Source organism: Melghirimyces thermohalophilus, from assembly GCF_900102685.1.
Classification (GTDB): Bacteria; Bacillota; Bacilli; order Thermoactinomycetales; family DSM-45169; genus Melghirimyces; species Melghirimyces thermohalophilus.
This window is the reverse complement of record NZ_FMZA01000011.1, coordinates 93128-109636: the sequence shown is the minus strand read 5'-3', so window position 1 is coordinate 109636 and position 16509 is coordinate 93128. Positions and strand designations below refer to the sequence as shown.

At 51.3% G+C, this 16509-nt stretch carries 15 protein-coding genes and 2 pseudogenes; 10 read left to right on the top strand and 7 right to left on the bottom strand.

Annotation, left to right across the window (positions count from 1 at the left end; all coding sequences use genetic code 11):
- The coding region (locus BLP91_RS09920; RefSeq protein WP_143003524.1) for an IS3 family transposase at nucleotides 1–205 on the top strand (205 nt) is incomplete at its 5' end.
- A gap of 73 nt (nucleotides 206–278) precedes the next feature.
- Here BLP91_RS09920 and BLP91_RS09915 read toward each other — a convergent pair.
- Together BLP91_RS09915 and BLP91_RS09910 are read right to left on the bottom strand one after the other, a co-directional pair.
- Nucleotides 279–1592: a YjiH family protein gene (locus tag BLP91_RS09915; RefSeq protein ID WP_091570336.1), complete on the bottom strand. Its 1314-nt coding sequence runs from the start codon at nucleotides 1590–1592 to the stop codon at nucleotides 279–281.
- A gap of 307 nt (nucleotides 1593–1899) precedes the next feature.
- Entirely contained in the window at nucleotides 1900–2106 is a 207-nt protein-coding gene (locus BLP91_RS09910; RefSeq protein ID WP_091570291.1) for a hypothetical protein, read from the bottom strand.
- 309 nt (nucleotides 2107–2415) lie between these two features.
- Here BLP91_RS09910 and BLP91_RS09905 point away from each other — a divergent pair, with 309 nt between their 5' ends.
- Entirely contained in the window at nucleotides 2416–3924 is a 1509-nt protein-coding gene (locus BLP91_RS09905; RefSeq protein WP_091570334.1) for a coproporphyrinogen III oxidase, read from the top strand.
- Between the two features lie 34 nt (nucleotides 3925–3958).
- Here the strand turns inward: BLP91_RS09905 and BLP91_RS09900 are convergent, their stop codons facing one another.
- From BLP91_RS09900 to BLP91_RS09880, 4 genes and pseudogenes are all read right to left on the bottom strand, one after another.
- A complete protein-coding gene (locus BLP91_RS09900; RefSeq protein WP_091570289.1) occupies nucleotides 3959–4423 on the bottom strand; it encodes a macro domain-containing protein in 465 nt (154 codons plus the stop codon).
- A 362-nt stretch (nucleotides 4424–4785) separates the two neighbouring features.
- A pseudogene (locus tag BLP91_RS17160) lies at nucleotides 4786–4995 on the bottom strand (cation:proton antiporter domain-containing protein); the annotation flags it as partial.
- A gap of 157 nt (nucleotides 4996–5152) precedes the next feature.
- A pseudogene (locus tag BLP91_RS17155) lies at nucleotides 5153–5932 on the bottom strand (class I SAM-dependent methyltransferase).
- A gap of 130 nt (nucleotides 5933–6062) precedes the next feature.
- Nucleotides 6063–6944 carry a glycerophosphodiester phosphodiesterase gene (locus BLP91_RS09880; protein ID WP_425412209.1) on the bottom strand — a complete coding sequence of 294 codons (882 nt, stop codon included), beginning with the start codon at nucleotides 6942–6944 and terminating at the stop codon, nucleotides 6063–6065.
- 667 nt (nucleotides 6945–7611) lie between these two features.
- Between BLP91_RS09880 and BLP91_RS16390 the strand changes: the two genes are divergently transcribed.
- On the top strand, nucleotides 7612–7872 hold the full coding sequence (locus tag BLP91_RS16390) for a YheC/YheD family protein (RefSeq protein WP_342670288.1): 261 nt from the start codon (nucleotides 7612–7614) through the stop codon (nucleotides 7870–7872).
- Between the two features lie 4 nt (nucleotides 7873–7876).
- Nucleotides 7877–9088 carry a threonine synthase gene (locus BLP91_RS09875; RefSeq protein WP_091570281.1) on the top strand — a complete coding sequence of 404 codons (1212 nt, stop codon included), beginning with the start codon at nucleotides 7877–7879 and terminating at the stop codon, nucleotides 9086–9088.
- A 134-nt stretch (nucleotides 9089–9222) separates the two neighbouring features.
- On the opposite strand, the gene BLP91_RS17280 is transcribed toward BLP91_RS09875, so the two are convergent.
- On the bottom strand, nucleotides 9223–9357 hold the full coding sequence (locus BLP91_RS17280; protein WP_281220537.1) for a hypothetical protein: 135 nt from the start codon (nucleotides 9355–9357) through the stop codon (nucleotides 9223–9225).
- 309 nt (nucleotides 9358–9666) lie between these two features.
- Here BLP91_RS17280 and BLP91_RS17540 point away from each other — a divergent pair, with 309 nt between their 5' ends.
- The 6 genes from BLP91_RS17540 (at nucleotide 9667) to BLP91_RS09845 (ending at nucleotide 16437) form a co-directional block, all read left to right on the top strand.
- Complete coding sequence (locus tag BLP91_RS17540) at nucleotides 9667–10005, top strand: DUF485 domain-containing protein (RefSeq protein ID WP_091570278.1); 339 nt, start codon at nucleotides 9667–9669, stop codon at nucleotides 10003–10005.
- Nucleotides 10006–10008: 3 nt separating this feature from the next.
- Nucleotides 10009–11592 (top strand): solute symporter family protein, encoded by a 1584-nt coding sequence (locus BLP91_RS09865; RefSeq protein WP_091570276.1) that lies wholly within the window; start codon nucleotides 10009–10011, stop codon nucleotides 11590–11592.
- On the top strand, nucleotides 11580–13322 hold the full coding sequence (locus BLP91_RS09860) for a LytS/YhcK type 5TM receptor domain-containing protein (RefSeq protein WP_091570273.1): 1743 nt from the start codon (nucleotides 11580–11582) through the stop codon (nucleotides 13320–13322). Before BLP91_RS09865 ends, BLP91_RS09860 begins: the two co-directional genes overlap by 13 nt.
- Nucleotides 13323–13635: 313 nt before the next feature.
- The gene (locus tag BLP91_RS09855; RefSeq protein WP_091570270.1) at nucleotides 13636–14454 is read left to right on the top strand and encodes a LytR/AlgR family response regulator transcription factor; all 819 of its coding nucleotides are present in this window, start codon (nucleotides 13636–13638) and stop codon (nucleotides 14452–14454) included.
- A 136-nt stretch (nucleotides 14455–14590) separates the two neighbouring features.
- Entirely contained in the window at nucleotides 14591–14899 is a 309-nt protein-coding gene (locus BLP91_RS09850; protein ID WP_091570266.1) for a DUF485 domain-containing protein, read from the top strand.
- Between the two features lie 59 nt (nucleotides 14900–14958).
- Nucleotides 14959–16437 carry a solute symporter family protein gene (locus BLP91_RS09845; protein WP_091570329.1) on the top strand — a complete coding sequence of 493 codons (1479 nt, stop codon included), beginning with the start codon at nucleotides 14959–14961 and terminating at the stop codon, nucleotides 16435–16437.
- Nucleotides 16438–16509: the final 72 nt, after the last annotated feature.

Genomic DNA, 16509 nt, shown 5'->3' with positions numbered 1-16509 from the left:
GAGAGGCAATTGCTTTGACAATGCCTGCATCGAGAGCTTCTTTTCCCACTTGAAAGCAGAAGCTCTGTACCTCCATGGTATCCAAGATATTACTGAAACGCAAAGGTGTATTGAGGAGTACATTCAATTTTACAATGAACAACGGATTCAACGGAGATTAAAAAAGTTGACGCCTGTGGAATACAGACGCCAACTTGTCGCTTAACCCGGGTTTTTTCCAAGAGTCTACAAAATGGGGGCTTGACCAAACATCGCCGGGGGCTTTTTTGGTGTTTTATTCAAAAGATCAGATGGGCCATCAGCGCGATCACCGGCAGGGTGATCAAGGTGCGCAGCAGGAAAATGATAAACAGATCCTTCATGTTGACAGGAATCTTGGAGCCGAGTAACAGTCCGCCCACTTCCGACATGTAGATGAGCTGGGTCACCGACACACAGGCGATCACAAACCGGGTTAATTCGCTCTCGATGCTGCTCCCGATCACCGAGGGGAGGAACATGTCAGCAAACCCGATCACCATGGTTTGGGCCGCTGCGCCGGCTTCCGGGATCTGAAGCAGGGAGAGAAGCGGGACAAAAGGAGCGCCGATCCAGGAGAAGAAAGGGGTGTACTCGGCGATGATCAGGGCAATCGTCCCCAGGGCCATCACAATGGGGATGACACCCATCCACATGTCTAGGACGTTTTGCAGCCCTCCTTGCAAGATCCGGCTCAGCTTTCTGCCCTGTGCTTGTTTCGCCGCCTGCCGAAGGCCCCAGGTGAAGGGAGTGTAGGCAGTCGGGATCGATTCATTCAACTGTGATTGGGTTTCGTTGGTGTAGGTATCCGGCTTTCGGGAAAGAGGGGGGATGCGCGGCATCACAATAGCGGCCACTAATCCAGCCAGAATGATGGTCAAATAGTAGGGAAGAAAGTAAGCTTGCAGCCGCATCTCCGTCAACACCACAATGGTGAAGGTGATGGAAACGACGGAGAAGGTGGTTCCGATCACGGCTGCTTCCCGCTTGCTGTAAAACCCTTCTTCATACTGTTTGCTGGTGATGAGCACACCGACGGTGCCATCCCCCACCCATGAGGCGATACAGTCGATGGAGGAACGTCCCGGCAGGGTAAAGACCGGGCGCATAATCCGGGTCAGCAGCGCCCCGCACAGATCCAATAGCCCGAAATCCATCAGCAGGGGGAGGAACAGGCCGGCAAAGAGAAAAACGGAAAAGAGAACCGGCAGCAGATCGAATAGGAGCAGTCCGCCGGTATTTTCCGACCAGACCGGCTCCGGCCCCACTTTGTACAGAGCCGATAGGGCAAAGAGGAGGCCGAGAATCCGTGCGATCAGCCACATGGGTTTGACATTAAAGAGTCCCTGAAAGAACGGGCGGTCCATGATCCAGGCGGGTTTCAGTGTCTTGGCGAGAATCGAGCCGATGACAGTGATCAGGAGAATGATGGCTAAGATACCCGGCAGAAAGTCGCCAAATTTCTCCTGAACCCAAGCAGCCATAATGGCCACCGGGATCGTCACCCCATCTTTGGAGGGGATGGGGATCATGAACAGGAAGATGCCGATCAATGAGGGCAATAGAAACTTCATATAAGCGGAAACGGGATAGGATTGCTCTTGAGGGTTCAATCGATGTCACCTCGTTATTTTGATGAAAGCGGATTCACGACGTTTACATTGTAGTATTAAATTGCAGGAAATATCAAATGTTTCTCCCATTATGTATAAAAAACGATTTCAACGTTGTTGTCATTCTTTTCTGATAGGTGGAGTCTCGTTGTGAAATGCATATTTAGTATAAATGCCTTATAAAAATACCATTCGTAGTCTGTTGTTGTAAACGGCTAAATCATAACACGAAAAAGTCCGACGGATTCGATTTCCGCCGGACAAGTGGTTAGATGCACAAAAGCAGTAGGCCGACTATAAACAACGCGCCTCCGCACCAGGCAAAAGCAGGTGCCCTACTGTTGCACTCCTCTTTTTTCCCTGGAGGGCGGGAATCGAGCCATCCGGTGGCTTCTCCCTTTATGCTGGTCGGAATGGCGGTTCCCACCAGATGCAATCCGATGACGATCAACGCAAGCCCCCATCCAGCCGTCATTTTTGATTCCCCCTTCCCGCTAGGATTGATTGTATGCCAGTGCTTCTCTCTAAGTTGCTTCTTTCTCCTGCTAAGACGGTTATAGACGCAAGGAGCAGACGAAGTCGGATCATGGCGTTGTATCTCTGGGAGGAGATCCGATTTCCAGAAACTTGACGCAGAAAAGCGTCCTTCACCTCCCGTAAAAGAGACTTCTTTGCACATTGATCTGTGAGGTACAGTAAGCTAAACTGTGTTCAGAGAATCGGATCGGCTGATGGAAAGGGGGACGTGCAGCCACACCGGCTGGTGGGGAATGCGCGGTTTTTTATGAGAAAAATATTTGTTTCCGGCGTTTCACTCCGTTTTCATCAGGATATCGAGCGGATTGCCGGACTTTTTTATCCTAAAGTGAAGGTGACGCAACAACGACAGGAAGCCGATGGGTGGGTTGCTTTTCATGTCGATGCTTCGGAACGCATTCGGGTAGGGGTGACCCTGACCGATCCCGCCCAAGATCAGACCTGGTTTGGCGATGATGAACAGGAGGCCAAAGCGACTGCCCAGGACCAGAACCGCCTTTTAAAACGAGCGGTTCACCGTGCGTTGCTGAAGGTGCTGGAGAAGGCGACAGGAGTCCGCCAACCCTGGGGAATTTTAACAGGTGTTCGTCCGACAAAACTGCTGCACAAGCTGTTTTTAGATGGTTTGTCGGCAGAAAAGGCGAGAGAGGTCTTAGTAGGGGACTACCGGCTGCTGCCCGACAAGGTGGATCTGTTGCAGGAGATCGTCCAACGACAGACTGCGGTGTTGCCGGATCTGTATCAGCTGGACCGGGGGGTCAGCCTTTATATCGGGATCCCCTTCTGTCCCACTAAATGCGCCTACTGCACGTTTCCGGCGTATGCCATTCGGGGGCGGAACGGCGCGGTGGATGAATTCCTGGCGGGATTGCATGAAGAGATAGCTGCCGTGGGAGCTTGGTTGGAACGAAATCAGGTGCCGGTGACTACGATCTACTTTGGCGGCGGCACCCCGACTTCTATCACCACCGCAGAGCTGGAGGGACTTTTCCGCCGGCTGCAGGTCTCCATCCCCGGATATGATCAGGTGCGGGAATTGACTGTAGAGGCCGGTCGGCCCGATACGCTGGATGAAGAAAAACTGGATCTGCTCCGTCGCTGGCAGGTGGATCGGATCAGCATCAATCCGCAAAGTTTTGAAGAAAACACCCTGAAACTGATCGGGCGTCACCATACGGTGAAGGAGACCCTGGAAAAATACGAGCTGGCCCGGTCCATGGGCTTGCATAACATCAACATGGATCTGATCATCGGCCTTCCCGGAGAGGGGCTGGACACATTCCGGCAATCGCTTCGTACGATGGAGGAATTGCGTCCGCAATCCCTGACTGTGCACACCCTCTCTTTCAAACGGGGCTCCCATATGACCCGCAACCCGGAGAAATACAAGACAGCGGGGCGGGAGGAGATCACGGAGATGGTCAACGAAGCCCGCCGCTGGACACAGAGGATGGGTTATATCCCCTATTACCTGTACCGGCAAAAAAATATTTTAGGCAATCAAGAGAATGTGGGTTACGCCTTTCCTGGGGAAGAGAGTCTTTACAATATCATGATTATGGAAGAGCGCCAGACGATCATCGGATTGGGATGTGGTGCGGTCAGCAAGGTGATGCCGCCGGGGACCGGCAAGGTTCAGCGTTTACCCAATCCCAAGGAGCCTCTGGCTTACATTGACACCTATCAGCAAAATATCCGCAAAAAACTGGCCATACTAGACGAAGCTTGGAGCACACGGCGTGTGGAGCCGACCTAAATCAAACAAGCAACCGGTTTCATCCGGTTGCTTTTTATGATTCTTGGGCGGGATGGACCAAGGTCACTTCCAGGCCGCTTTTTGCAAAGGCGTCGGTAAGGATTTTTTGGATCGAATCCCAATCGAGTCCGCCAGGTTCCATTCCCAGCGGAGGTAAGGCGATGGAGTGCACGCCTAAGTCGCGGCAAGTGCGAACCAGTGCCGCAAGCCCTTTCCGTATATTTTCCGGCTGGGCGGGGCGACGTCCCGTCCGCTTGATGGGAAGGTTAAAAATATACCGGGGACGGTCTTTCTCCTCCGGTGTCAACGGTACAACATAGGGTTCTTCCAGGGGGATTTTCCGCAATCGGCAGGCGCGCCGATAAGAAACAAAGTTGGCCGGAAACGCTTTCCGAAACTGGAGTGCCGGACCCGGCTCCAACATCCCGTGACAATTGATCGGGTTAACCAGGGCTTCCACCCGCTGTTCAGTGATGTTACCGCTTCGAAGTTGGATCAATCGGTTTTCCTCCTTTGCACAGTAGACCGCGGCGATGAATCCTTCTCTTAAAGGATAAAGGGGAAAGGTCGCCACCGCAACACGCAACTGGCAAGGATGGGACTGGGGAGTATCAAATACCACTACCACGAGTTTGACAGGGTAAGAAGGGAGGTGGAAGGAGTGGCTGAAAAAGACTTACGGTCCGAGGCGTTACGGTCCCGTCCGGCGAAGGCATTACGCAGTCAGGATGCAGAACAGCTGCGCGACACTCGCCGCGGAGACGACAAAAAACGAAGAAGGGACGTGGCCGCCGTTTTTGCGGCGGAACTTGATCATCAAACCCCTCGTATAATCGGGGGGTTGATTCGTCAAAATTCCCATTGTTCGTTTTCAGTTTTTATTAGGTCCTTCAGGGTTTGCACGGTGATGCTGACGGAGGTGGCGGACAGCAACAAGCCCAAAAACAGTGCCCCTTGTTGTTCCAGACCGAAGGCACCCCCCTCCCCGAGGTAACCGCCGGCCAGCGGAAGGATGACCCCGCCGACGGCCACTATGAGAGAGGAGTTACGATTCCGGTTCAGATCGTCCAGGAGGGCGATGCAGTTATTTTGCAGTTGTTGATCATTTTGCTCTGCACCAAACTGGCGGGTGATGGGTGTGTTCGTCAGGGACAGCCGGCGGTGCTGGGAAAATTGCGGATCGGGATGGTGATCGGAGCGACCCAGCAATCTCAAAGTCGGGGCCTTTTTATTTGTGGCAGATCCACATGCTTTTGCGAAGTACCAGGATCGGGTCGTCTTCGGAAGGGGTAAACCCGAGCGCCTGCTGCATCGATTCAGAGGAATGGAGGAGCAGTCGAAGGGCTTTTCGCCGTGGGGGTTCCGGTGTTTGTGCCCGGTCCATCCACTCCTTCCACTGAACAGGCGTTTCCCAGCTTCGCAGGTGACGGATGGAAGTGAAGCCGGCGGTTTTCAGCAGGCGCGTCCAGCCAGGAACAGACCAGACTCGTTGGTGGGAGGGGTCCCGCAGCCGTTCCACTTTGTTTAACACCTGCTCTGAGTCCGCATCTGCGGGAGCTGTGTTATCCACGAGGATGAAAGACCCCCTTGGCTTTAATACTCGGTGTACCTCGGTAAAGGCCTGTTCCGGACGGGGGAAATGATGGGCAGCGATCCGGCATGTCACCCAATCGAAGCGCCGGTCGGAGAAGGGAAGCATCTCGGCGTCCCCCTGTTGCTAGGTGATATTGTCGATCTCCCGTCTCCCGGCTTCCTGTGCGGCGATATCCCGCATTTCCGGTGTCAGGTCGTACCCGATGACTCGTCGGCAGAACCGGCTGAGCACAAAGGCGGTGTGTCCCGTTCCGGTGGCCAGATCGAGGGCGAGGGACGGAGAAGGGTGGGCTTCCACTTCCTTTGCGATCCAGTCTAGATCAGCGCCGGAAGCGTGGATGGAACTGTTCAGGTAACCGGAAGCAGACTGTTGAAATTGTTGTTGCACCTGTCGTTTCACCTGTTTACGAGCCATCGGCTGCCGCCTCCTTCGTTTCATCTGTCGAAAGTAATGTAAAACAATAATAACACAATTTTCTTATATGGAAAAAATAGTAAAATAAAAAGGAGCACAAACGTCGTGCTCCCGATCTGAAGACTGTGAATCATTTGTGGGGGTGGGTGTAGGCCAGTTCCGGAAAATCGGTGATCAATCCGTCGACTCCCGCATCGAATAAAGCATTGGCGGCGGATTCGTCCCGAACGGTGTAGGGGAGAATTTTCATCCCGTGTCGGTGAACCCGTTTGACTAGGTCGCGATCGACCAGGTCTTTGTTGGGGTTGACGAAGTCGGCATATTGGGCGAAGGATCGGAGGTGTTTATCGGTGATCCCCGTGTCGCGGTAGGAACCGTAACTGGCGAGAACCCCGACTGGGACTGACGGCATGATTTGATGGAAACGCTTGACCGATTCGTGGTCGAAGGATTGGACGATCACTTTGTCTCCCCGTTTATCCAGGTTTCGCTTCGCCAGCTCTTCCGCTACCTGTTGTTCGATACCGGGATAAAGGGAGGGGCTCTTCAATTCAATCAAGATCTTAATTTTTCCCCGGTATCGGTCCAGGGTTTCCCCCAAAGTGGGGATTTTTTCTCCGGCATACTTCTCATCAAACCAGCTACCTGCGTCCAGGGATTTCAACTCTTTCAGGGTCAGGTCTTTGACAGCTCCTGTCCCGTTGGTGGTCCGATCGACGGTGGTGTCGTGAATCAGGACCAGTTGGCCATCCTTGCTCCGTTGCACATCCAGTTCAAAGTAGTCGGCCTTCATCTCCACTGCTTTGTCGAAAGCGGCGATGGTGTTTTCCGGTGCATAACCCGACGCGCCTCGGTGAGCGACATTGATAAATTTCGAATGGTGGATCCGTTCCGATCCGGTGTCCGCTTCCGCGAGCCCCACTCCTGTGATCATCATCGGCAAAGCAAAGAGCATCAGGGCGATCATCAACCGGCCGATCGCAGACCATCCTCGTTTCCAGCGCTTCATCATATACCCTCTCCCTTTTTATTCTACACCCCCCATGATAGAGGATCTTTGTAAAGCTTATTTTAACGAGTGCAAAATATTTTGCAAATTGATAAATAATTTTTCTTAAAGAGCATGTGTTGTATACATTGAATCTTCCGGGATATCGATTCATTTTTTCAAGCAGGTTTCTTAATAAGTACGTCCATTTTCATCAAATACAGCGGTTTCCCCGACACCCACTTGTCTGACCCAGCGTATGGATATGAATGGATGGTCTTTAGGGACGGGAAGGGGAGCCTTGAAATTCCGCAAAAGCAAGTGGAAACAAGCTCATCTATTAAATCAAAATCCAGTGACTCGGACGTGCGTTTCATAGACGCCCCCCATACAGCGAAGATCTGAAGGATTTTAACCCGGTATTCCTTTGTCTATGTTAAACCGGACAGTGGAGGACAGGGGCGGGGGGGGCTATCGCATTTCAGCAGAGGAGAAGACATTTCAAGTCCATAGTGATAAGCGGTGTAAGATATATCTGAATTTGGAAGACGTGCACCGCGCGCTCGGGTCTTCCGTAGAATACCGCAGTCATATGATTCGGCGGGGGATCGACAGTAAGACATCGGACGGCCGTCCCCTTTGATATCCGGGTTCATGTGCAACCCTTAAAGGCAAGTGGATCGTCCGTAAAGTGGGTGCTCCTTCGAAAATGGTCACCAACCGTCACCGAGACGGACGCCCGGCTTCCATTCACATTCTGCTGCGTCGACATCTCGGTTTGGACCCGAGCAACGCAGAGGAGGTAAAAAGACGTTTGAAGCACTTTGCCATCGAAACGGCTAAAGCGATGGCCAAGGGGTCCCCCAGTTGTCCCGAGTATGGCATCGATATCGGAGTCGATTCAGCAAGAATACCGGAGGCTTCGCAGACGCAGCCAAGTGTAGGAGGGTGAGAATTTGAAGAAGCGTTGGCTGGTGTGCACCGATTGCCGCTCTTCATTCCCCTTTCGTTATGACGGAGGAATGTGTGATTGTGGCGGTGCTCTGTTGGTTCAATATGACCTGGAACATCTGAAAAAGGAAAGCAGTCGGGACGTATGGCGCAAGAGACCCTCCACTTTGTGGCGCTACCATGAACTGTTGCCTGTGAGCGATACGAATGCCATCGTATCCTTGGGCGAAGGGTGGACTCCGCTCATTCGTATGTCACGGTGGGAAAAGAAGTTGGGGTTAGGACGGTTGTGGGTAAAGCGGGAAGATCAAAACCCGACGGGCAGTTTCAAGGCCCGGGGTTTTTCCGTGGCTCTCTCACTGGTCAGAGAGACACCTGCGTCGAAAGTGGCGGTCAATTCCAATGGCAACGCCGCCTCGGCCTTGGCGGCTTATGCCGCTCGAGCCGGGCTGCAAGCCTTTGTGTTCGTTCCCCGGGATTGTCCCGGGATGATCGTGGAAGAATCGGTGGCGTACGGAGCCCATGCGTACCTGGTGGATGGCTTAATTCATCATGCCGGCCAAGTGGTCGAGGATGGGAAAGGGGAGATGGGTTGGAGAGACCTGGGGACGGCGAAGGAACCAGGTCGAGTGGAAGGGAAAAAGACGATGGGTTTGGAGCTGGCGGAACAATTGGGTTGGAAGATGCCTGATGTGGTGGTTTATCCCACGGGTGGCGGCTCCGGTTTGATCGGAATCTGGAAAGCGTTGTTGGAATTAAAACAGCTGGGCTGGGCGGAGGGGGACTTGCCCCGTTTTGTCGCGGTACAGGAGACGGGATGTACCCCTGTCGTCGATGCGGTGCGCACAAAAGCGGACCGGCTCACCCCCGCCGGGGACAACACGACATCCAAACCGACCGGGGTTCGGGTGCCCAATCCGCCGGCGGGTAACCTGATTCTGTCGATTATACGGGAAACCGGCGGAACAGCGGTGGCTGTCACTGCCGAAGAGATGGAGAAAGCTGCCGGACAGATGGGGCGGGAAGGGATCTCCGCTTCGCCGGAGGGCTCTGCGGTATGGGCGGGATTGCTGCGCCTTCATGAGCAGGGAGAAATCAGAGCAGGAGAACAGGTGGCCCTCTTCAATACCGCCCATTCCCTGAAATATCTTCCGTGGCCGACACCGAAAGGGGTTCCCATCATCCGTTCCTATGCCGACTACCGATCGCTCATTTGATCACACCCCCGCCTCGGGGGATTATAAGCTGATTAAAGCTGTTATAAAACAAAAATAAAAAAGACCCCAAAATCGGGGTGGAACAATGGAAGATCAGTACAAGAAAAGGAGTGAGTGTGGCAATATTCGGTGTTTTAGGCGTAGCAGCTGTCGATTTGCCGCTTAATCCATTGGCCAGAGCAGCATTCATTCAACACGGTTTCCCGACCGTTGTCGATCAGGTTTCCACAGACAGGGCACGTCTCCTGTTGTTGAGGCTTGGTATGCATTGGAATCCCTCCCGATGAGATGATCACATTATACTATAACAGTTTATGAAAAGTAAACCCCTGTGGTACAACAAAAATTATTTTTGGACTCCTTTGTGTAGCATTTGTTTTAGAACACAGCAATTGTTGGTCATTTTGACAAGCTGATCTCTTGAACAGGATGAAGTCCGTTGGAAAGGTTAGCTAATCCAATGGTGGTGTCACGGTGCGCGCCGGTCAACGGATGAAAGCCGGACAAAAGATGGCGCAGTTACTTAAAAACGGAAAATTCTGTACACTTCTTGCTGTGATCGGTCATCCGTGGTATGAATGATAGTAAGACGGAGAAAAGGAAGGGGGAACGGCATGCACTTAGACAGGGAAGCCCGCACTTTATTTCATTCGGAGACCTTTTCCCATTTAATGCGGATGAAGAAGCGATTTATCATTCCCTGCCTGACACTATTAGTGCTATTTTATTTTTGTTTGCCGCTTTCTTTATGGTTTTACCCCGGCCCGATGTCACGGTTAGCACCGGTTATCGGAATGCCTTGGGGATGGCTGTATGCCTTTTCCCAGTTTGCGATGACGTGGGTTTTAGGGTGGCGGTACTGGAATAAAGCAAAACAGTTTGACCAGCTTGTGCGACAAATGAAAGTCAAGGGGTAAATGATGAATCTCACTTATTTTTTGTTTTTTCTCTGTATCGTCGGTTGTACGTTAATTATTACGCATTGGGCAGCGAGACGCGAGCAGAAGACGACGCATGGGGTAGCGAGACGTGAGCAGACGACGTACCAATTTTATACAGCGGCGCAAAGTTTGACAGGGTTCCAGAACGGGATGGCGATCGCCGGCGACTATATTAGTGCAGCCTCGTTTTTGGGTATCGCGGGTGCGATTGCTCTGGGCGGCTATGATGGCTTTCTATATTCGATCGGTTTTCTAGTGTCATATGTCGTCATGCTTTTTGTCATTGCGGAGCCTGTCCATCACTTGGGCACGTATTCACTCGGTGATGTGATCGCGGCCCGATTTCCTGATCGAAAGATCCGCTTGACAATGGCGATTAGCGCGTTCACGATATCGATTCTTTATATGATTCCGCAGTTAGTCGCTTCAGGTCTCTTATTGCGTTTGTTACTCGGGATAGACTATTCCATTTCCGTTTTAGTGATCGGCAGCTTGATGACCGTATACGTCGTATATGGAGGCATGACGGCCACTTCGTGGGTCCAAATCGTGAAAACCGTGTTGCTCATGTCAGGGACGTTCCTCCTGTCACTCATTGTTTTGGCACGGTTTGAATGGCAAGTTATGCATTTACTCGAATTTGTAAAAAAGGGGACACCCTTGGGCGAGCAATTCTTCTTGCCAGGGAATTTGTTCGCAAATCCTGTAGAAATTCTTTCGTTAAATATGGCATTAATTTTCGGGACAGCGGGATTACCCCATATTCTTATCCGTTTTTTTACTGTAGGAAACGCGTTGGAAGTGCGGCGCTCTGTCATTACAGCCAGTTGGATCATCGGCTTATTCTATGTGATGACGCTCATTTTAGGATTGGGCACGGTCGCCTTGGTGGGTTGGTCTAGGCTGGTGTCCGTCGACTCGACGGGAAACTTGGCTGCTCCACTTCTGGCGCAAGTACTGGGCGGTGACTTTTTGTTGGCGTTTATTTCCGCGATCGCCTTTGCTACGATCGTCGCGGTCGTAACCGGCCTCGTTATCTCTGCGACGACTTCTTTGGCGCATGATGTATATAACCATCTTGTGAAGCGAGGATCTGCTACCGAAGGAGAGCAATTGCGTGTAGCGAAATGGACGGCTGCGGGGATCGGTGTTTTAGCGACGTTATTCTCGCTTGGATTGGAGAACATCAATGTGGCTTTTCTCGTTTCATTAACATTCGTGGTGGCGGCTTCCAGCAACTTGCCGGTCCTCCTGTTCACGCTTTACTGGAAGCGCTTTAATGCTGCCGGTGTTATGGTCGGGATGACGGTTGGCTTTGTTGCTTCATTCGTGCTCGTTTTGTTTGGCCCCCATATTATGGATCCGAAAAGCGGATGGATTTCCAGAGGAGCCTTGTTCCCCCTGTACAATCCTGGCCTCATCGCCATTCCCATCGGGTTTTTAGGGGCTATTCTCGGCACGCTGCTGACGCGCAAGGAGGCAGACGAAGATTTATATATGCAAGTGTTCGTGAAAGCTCAGACGGGCATTCAAGCGAGGGGGAGTCGTCGGTGGGATTCTTGACGATGATCTTGTTTGAACGGTTGGGGCTGTTGCTCTTGCTGGCTTTTATCCTCACACGTATCCCGGGGTTTCGTTCACTCTTGGATCGGGAAATGGATGCGAAAACGACCGTGATGCATGCCATCGTCTTTGGCTTATTCGGTATTGCCGGGACAGTCGCTGGGGTGGTCGTCGATGAGGAATCGATTGTCAATCGGTTATGGGTGCTGTCTGTCGGTGAGGATGAAATGTTGGTTAGTTCGAGCCTCGTTGCAATTGTTATTGCGGGCCTGTTAGGAGGGCCTTACGTCGGTTTGGGCGCTGGAGTTATCTCTGGTGTGTTCGTTTATACCTTAGGAGGGCTGGGACACGTATCCAACAGTTTAGTAAATCCGCTTACTGGGTTGTTAGCCGGTTTTACTGCCCGTTTTTTTTCGCAGGAGCGTGTGATTGCACCGATGAAGGCGCTCTTCATCGGTATTTTTCCACCGATTTTGAAAATGGGATTGCTTTTAGTATTTGTGCCGGGTTCCGAAATGATGGTGTCATTAGTCGATAGGATCGGTCTACCGATGGTGATTTCGAATAGTGTGGCAATTGCTGTTTTTACGGCGATGATCAGCAGCGCTTTACGTGAACAGGAGAAAGAGGCAGCTCTGGAAACGAGCCGGGCTTTGACGATTGCGGAGGAGGCGCTGCCTTATTTAAAACAACAATCGTCGCTTAAGATGGCAGAAGGCATTGCACGCTTGCTGTACAATCGACTGGAAGTAGCAGCGGTCTCCGTGACGAATCGCTTTGAAGTGTTGGCGCACATCGGCAAAGGAGATGATCACCACCGGCGGGGCGACCAAATGTTGACGCATCTGTCACTGCAAGCGATCCGGACGGGTCAGGTGCAGGTTGCTTATTCACAAGAGGAGATTCAGTGTCAGCACCCAAATTGTCCGTTGCTCGCTGCGATCATTGTCCCTATTAAGGAAACGAATGAAACGACGGGTCTCATCAAGTTGTATTTTCGTAAAGCTCAGCATATTCGATCGGTAGAGATTGTTTTAGCGCGAGGCTTGGGGGAGCTCATCTCTAATCAATTAAATGCGGTCGCCGCCGAACAAATGCAAACCTTAATTCGGGATGCAGAGCTGCGCAACTTACAAGCGCAAATTAACCCGCATTTTTTGTTTAACACACTCCACCTGATTGCGACGCTCATTCGGACGGATACGAATAAAGCCCGGCACATCACCGTACAACTTGGGAATTATATGCGTTATAACCTCCGCTTAGCGTCGGCCTCACTCGTTGATTTAGAAAAGGAACTCGATCATTTAAATGCGTATTTAGAAATTGTCCGCACCCGATATTCCGGACGATTGTCGATTGATTTTCCTTTGGTAGAAGGGGTTGGGAAGACGCCCATTCCGCCGGCAACCATTCAACCTTTAGTAGAAAATAGCATTCAGCATGGGCTGCAGCACTGTACGAACGGTGGACGTATTGTGATTGACATTTCGAAATTAAAACAAACTGTCCGCATCGCGGTGCGTGATAACGGCTGCGGCTTTTCACCGGAAACGCTGGAACAAGTGGGGTATTTGCCCTTTGTCAGAAAGCGCGGCGGCGGCACCGGTCTGTACAATGTCAACCAGCGTTTGATCAGATTGCTCGGGGAGGAGGCTCGCTTGCACGTTCTCAATTTACCCACGGGTGGCAGCGAAGTGGCATTTAGCATTCCGTACAACACAAAATAAGCGGTGCCCATCATGATGGACATTCGACTGAATGACGAGGGCTTGCCTAGCATGGTTCCTCTTCACCTTATGGCATGAATGATGTCATTCGCCCCTTCATTGCTGTCAAACGTTACACCGATGGCTTTGGAAAAATGGACCGATGTTGCGCGCAAGTGGCTTAGCGCAACGTCCTTTGCTGTGGAAGCTGTGCTCATTGTGACGTTGGCATGGGATCGTTCAACAGCAGAGCATCCCTGATTATGCACGCTCTTTTCGGCCAAGAGGTGGTTTGCCATTGGAAATAGGTGAAACAAAATGGGAGGCGGGTTCAATGAGGATTCACGCGATGATTGCGGAGGATGAGCGTTTAGCCCGCGAGGAGCTCGCTTACTTACTTCAACAGGAGGAGGATATCGTTTTATGTCCAAGTGCGGAAACAGGTGAGCAGCTGCTTCAACTGCTGGAACAATATCGGCCCGACGTTATCTTTCTTGACATTCAAATGCCAGCCCTATCTGGTGTTGAGGCGGCGAAAAAAATGCGCCAAGCGAGCGGTGCGTCGTCGCCGGTTCCTCTTATTGTGTTTACAACGGCGTTTGATGACTATGCGGTGGAGGCGTTTGAATTGGAGGCAGTGGATTACCTTCTAAAGCCATACGATGAGGAGCGGTTTAAAGTGGCGATTGATCGCGTGCGCCGGTGGTTATCCCATTCGGTGACCCAGGAGGAGACTGGGAAGGTTGCACACGCTGAATCGGGCGCATTCTCTAGAGCCTCCGCAGCCGCTGCTGCAACAGTTGCTAAACCCCGGACGGCAAAAGTGTTAGTGAACGATGGTAAAAAATCAATCGTACTCGCTCCTGAAGAGATTTGCTATGCAGTGCGGGTACGCCGAACATTAGAAATTCATACATCCGCTCAAGTGTTGCGCTGTAAAATGACGTTGCAAGAGTTAGAGGAAAAGTTGCGCGGTTTTCCTTTCTTCCGCTCGCACCGGGGCTACCTGGTGAACTTGGACTATATTCAAGAAATTACTCCGTGGTTTAACGGGGCCTACAATCTCACCTTGCAAGATGGGAAACAAAGCAAAATACCAGTGAGCCGAGCAGCGGGGAAACGCTTATTTCGCATGATTGAGCATGGGAATTGACCGTTCATGAACGGAAGGAGGCAATTTAAGCATGAATTTGTACAATTCGCACTCATACCCTCCAAAACACTTCCGTATTATTATATACTGAATTTTAAGTAATCGATTGCAAAAACCTTAGGGGAGGTGCTCTGCCGTGGTAGACTATAAGGCGATCGCCAAATCAGACGAATTTCGGCAATTTAAGAAGTCGAAAAACCGTTTTATTTGGCCGATCGTTTTTTTGTTCATTTTGTATTATTTAGCCTTGCCGCTCATAGCTGGCTACGCCAAATCGTTAATGGGAAAGCTTGTGTTGGGGAATATCACGTTCGGGTACCTGTATGGCTTAACGTATTATGTTGTCGTCTGGGTTCTCGCATTTGTGTATGTTACGAAAGCAAATCGTTTTGATCGACAAGCCGATTCACTGCTACAGAAATATAGCAGGCGGAAGGGGGCTTAGCTGTGAGCGGGGTGGATATTTTTGGCACGCTCTTATTTATCGCCATTGTCACTTTGACGATGTATGTGACATATTGGGCTTCAAAGCGCATGAAAGGAACGGAAGGGTTTTATGCAGCCGGACGTGCGTTATCCGGATGGCAGAATGGCTTTGCCATCGCCGGTGATTACTTGAGTGCGGCTTCCTTTTTAGGCATCGCCGGTTTGGTTGCTTTGGGCGGCTATGACGGATTTATGTACGCTGTCGGTTGGTTAATGGGATACATTGTCGTCTTGTATCTCGTCGCCGAACCCATGCGTAATTCCGGGAAATTTACGATGGCGGATGTCGTTTCTTTCCGGCTTAAACAAAGACCGGTGCGCATGATGGCTGCCATCGTCACGATTGTGATCAGTACATTTTATATGGTGGCGCAAATGGTGGGTGCTGGGGCGATTATTCAACTTCTCGTCGGCATTCCGTACGAAGTTTCCGTGGGGATTATCGGGGTACTCATGTTAATGTACGTCATCTTCGGCGGAATGCTGGCAACGAGTTGGGTACAAATCATCAAGGCCATGTTACTCATGTTTGCGACTATCATTATGGTTGCTTTTCTTGGGTTTTTATTTAACTTTAACGTTTCCAGTTTATTCGGTATGGTTGCTGACCGAAACGGCTTTGAATTTTTGCTTCCGGGGCAACTGTATGAAAACCCGATCGATCTGTTTTCACTCGGGATGGCGCTCATTTTGGGAACAGCCGGTTTGCCGCACATTCTCATTCGCTTTTACACGGTGCCGACAGCACAGGAGGCTCGTAAGTCGGTCATTTGGGCCATGTTATTAATCGGTGTGTTTTATTTGTTGATTACATTCGTTGGGTATGGTGCGAATGTCATCGTCGGACCGGACAAGATTGCGGAGTCCGGCGCTGGCGGGAACATGGCCGCTCCGCTGCTCGCTTTGTATTTAGGCGGCGGTCCCGGGACGATTGGCGGTGAGATTTTTATGGCGACGATTGCAGCGGTTTCCTTTGCCACGATCGTAGCAGTCGTAGCCGGATTAGTCATTGCGGCATCGGGGGCCTTTGCCCATGACATATATACCAATGTAGTCAAGCGCGGTAAGGCGACTGAAAAGGAGCAATTTCGGGTCGCACGAATCACAGCCATTATCGTTGGTGCCCTATCCATTGTGATTGGCATCCTCGGTAAAGGTCAAAATGTCGCTTACTTGGTGGCGCTCGCCTTCGCTGTAGCTGCCAGCGCCAACTTACCTGCTCTCCTGCTGTCCCTTTATTGGAAGCGGTTTAATACGAAGGGGGCACTTGCGGGAATGGTTGTAGGAATGGTCGCTGCTATTACACTTGTTATATTAGGCCCGAGCGTGCTTGGGGAAAATGCAGTATTTCCGCTCGCCAACCCAGGGATTATCAGTATTCCGCTCGGTTTTCTCACCTCCATTATTGTGGCCTTGGTGACCAAACCGGACAATCTTGACGATAAGTTCGAGGAATTGGATGTTAGAACAAATACGGGCTTAGGTGCAGAAATGTAGAGAAAAAGGTGGTAAACACTATGCAGCGATCTCTATCATGGAGACGTAGCTAGAAAATGGAATTGAAATGAA

Excerpts from the sequence above, each read along its gene's own strand:
- BLP91_RS09915 (WP_091570336.1), bottom strand. The coding sequence starts at position 1,592 with ATGAAGTTTCTATTGCCCTCATTGATCGGCATCTTCCTGTTCATGATC.
- BLP91_RS09910 (WP_091570291.1), bottom strand. The coding sequence starts at position 2,106 with ATGACGGCTGGATGGGGGCTTGCGTTGATCGTCATCGGATTGCATCTG.
- BLP91_RS09905 (WP_091570334.1), top strand. The coding sequence starts at position 2,416 with ATGAGAAAAATATTTGTTTCCGGCGTTTCACTCCGTTTTCATCAGGAT.
- BLP91_RS09880 (WP_425412209.1), bottom strand. The coding sequence starts at position 6,944 with ATGATGAAGCGCTGGAAACGAGGATGGTCTGCGATCGGCCGGTTGATG.
- BLP91_RS17280 (WP_281220537.1), bottom strand. The coding sequence starts at position 9,357 with ATGCATACCAAGCCTCAACAACAGGAGACGTGCCCTGTCTGTGGAAAC.
- BLP91_RS17540 (WP_091570278.1), top strand. The coding sequence starts at position 9,667 with ATGATAGTAAGACGGAGAAAAGGAAGGGGGAACGGCATGCACTTAGAC.
- BLP91_RS09865 (WP_091570276.1), top strand. The coding sequence starts at position 10,009 with ATGAATCTCACTTATTTTTTGTTTTTTCTCTGTATCGTCGGTTGTACG.
- BLP91_RS09855 (WP_091570270.1), top strand. The coding sequence starts at position 13,636 with ATGAGGATTCACGCGATGATTGCGGAGGATGAGCGTTTAGCCCGCGAG.
- BLP91_RS09845 (WP_091570329.1), top strand. The coding sequence starts at position 14,959 with ATGTATGTGACATATTGGGCTTCAAAGCGCATGAAAGGAACGGAAGGG.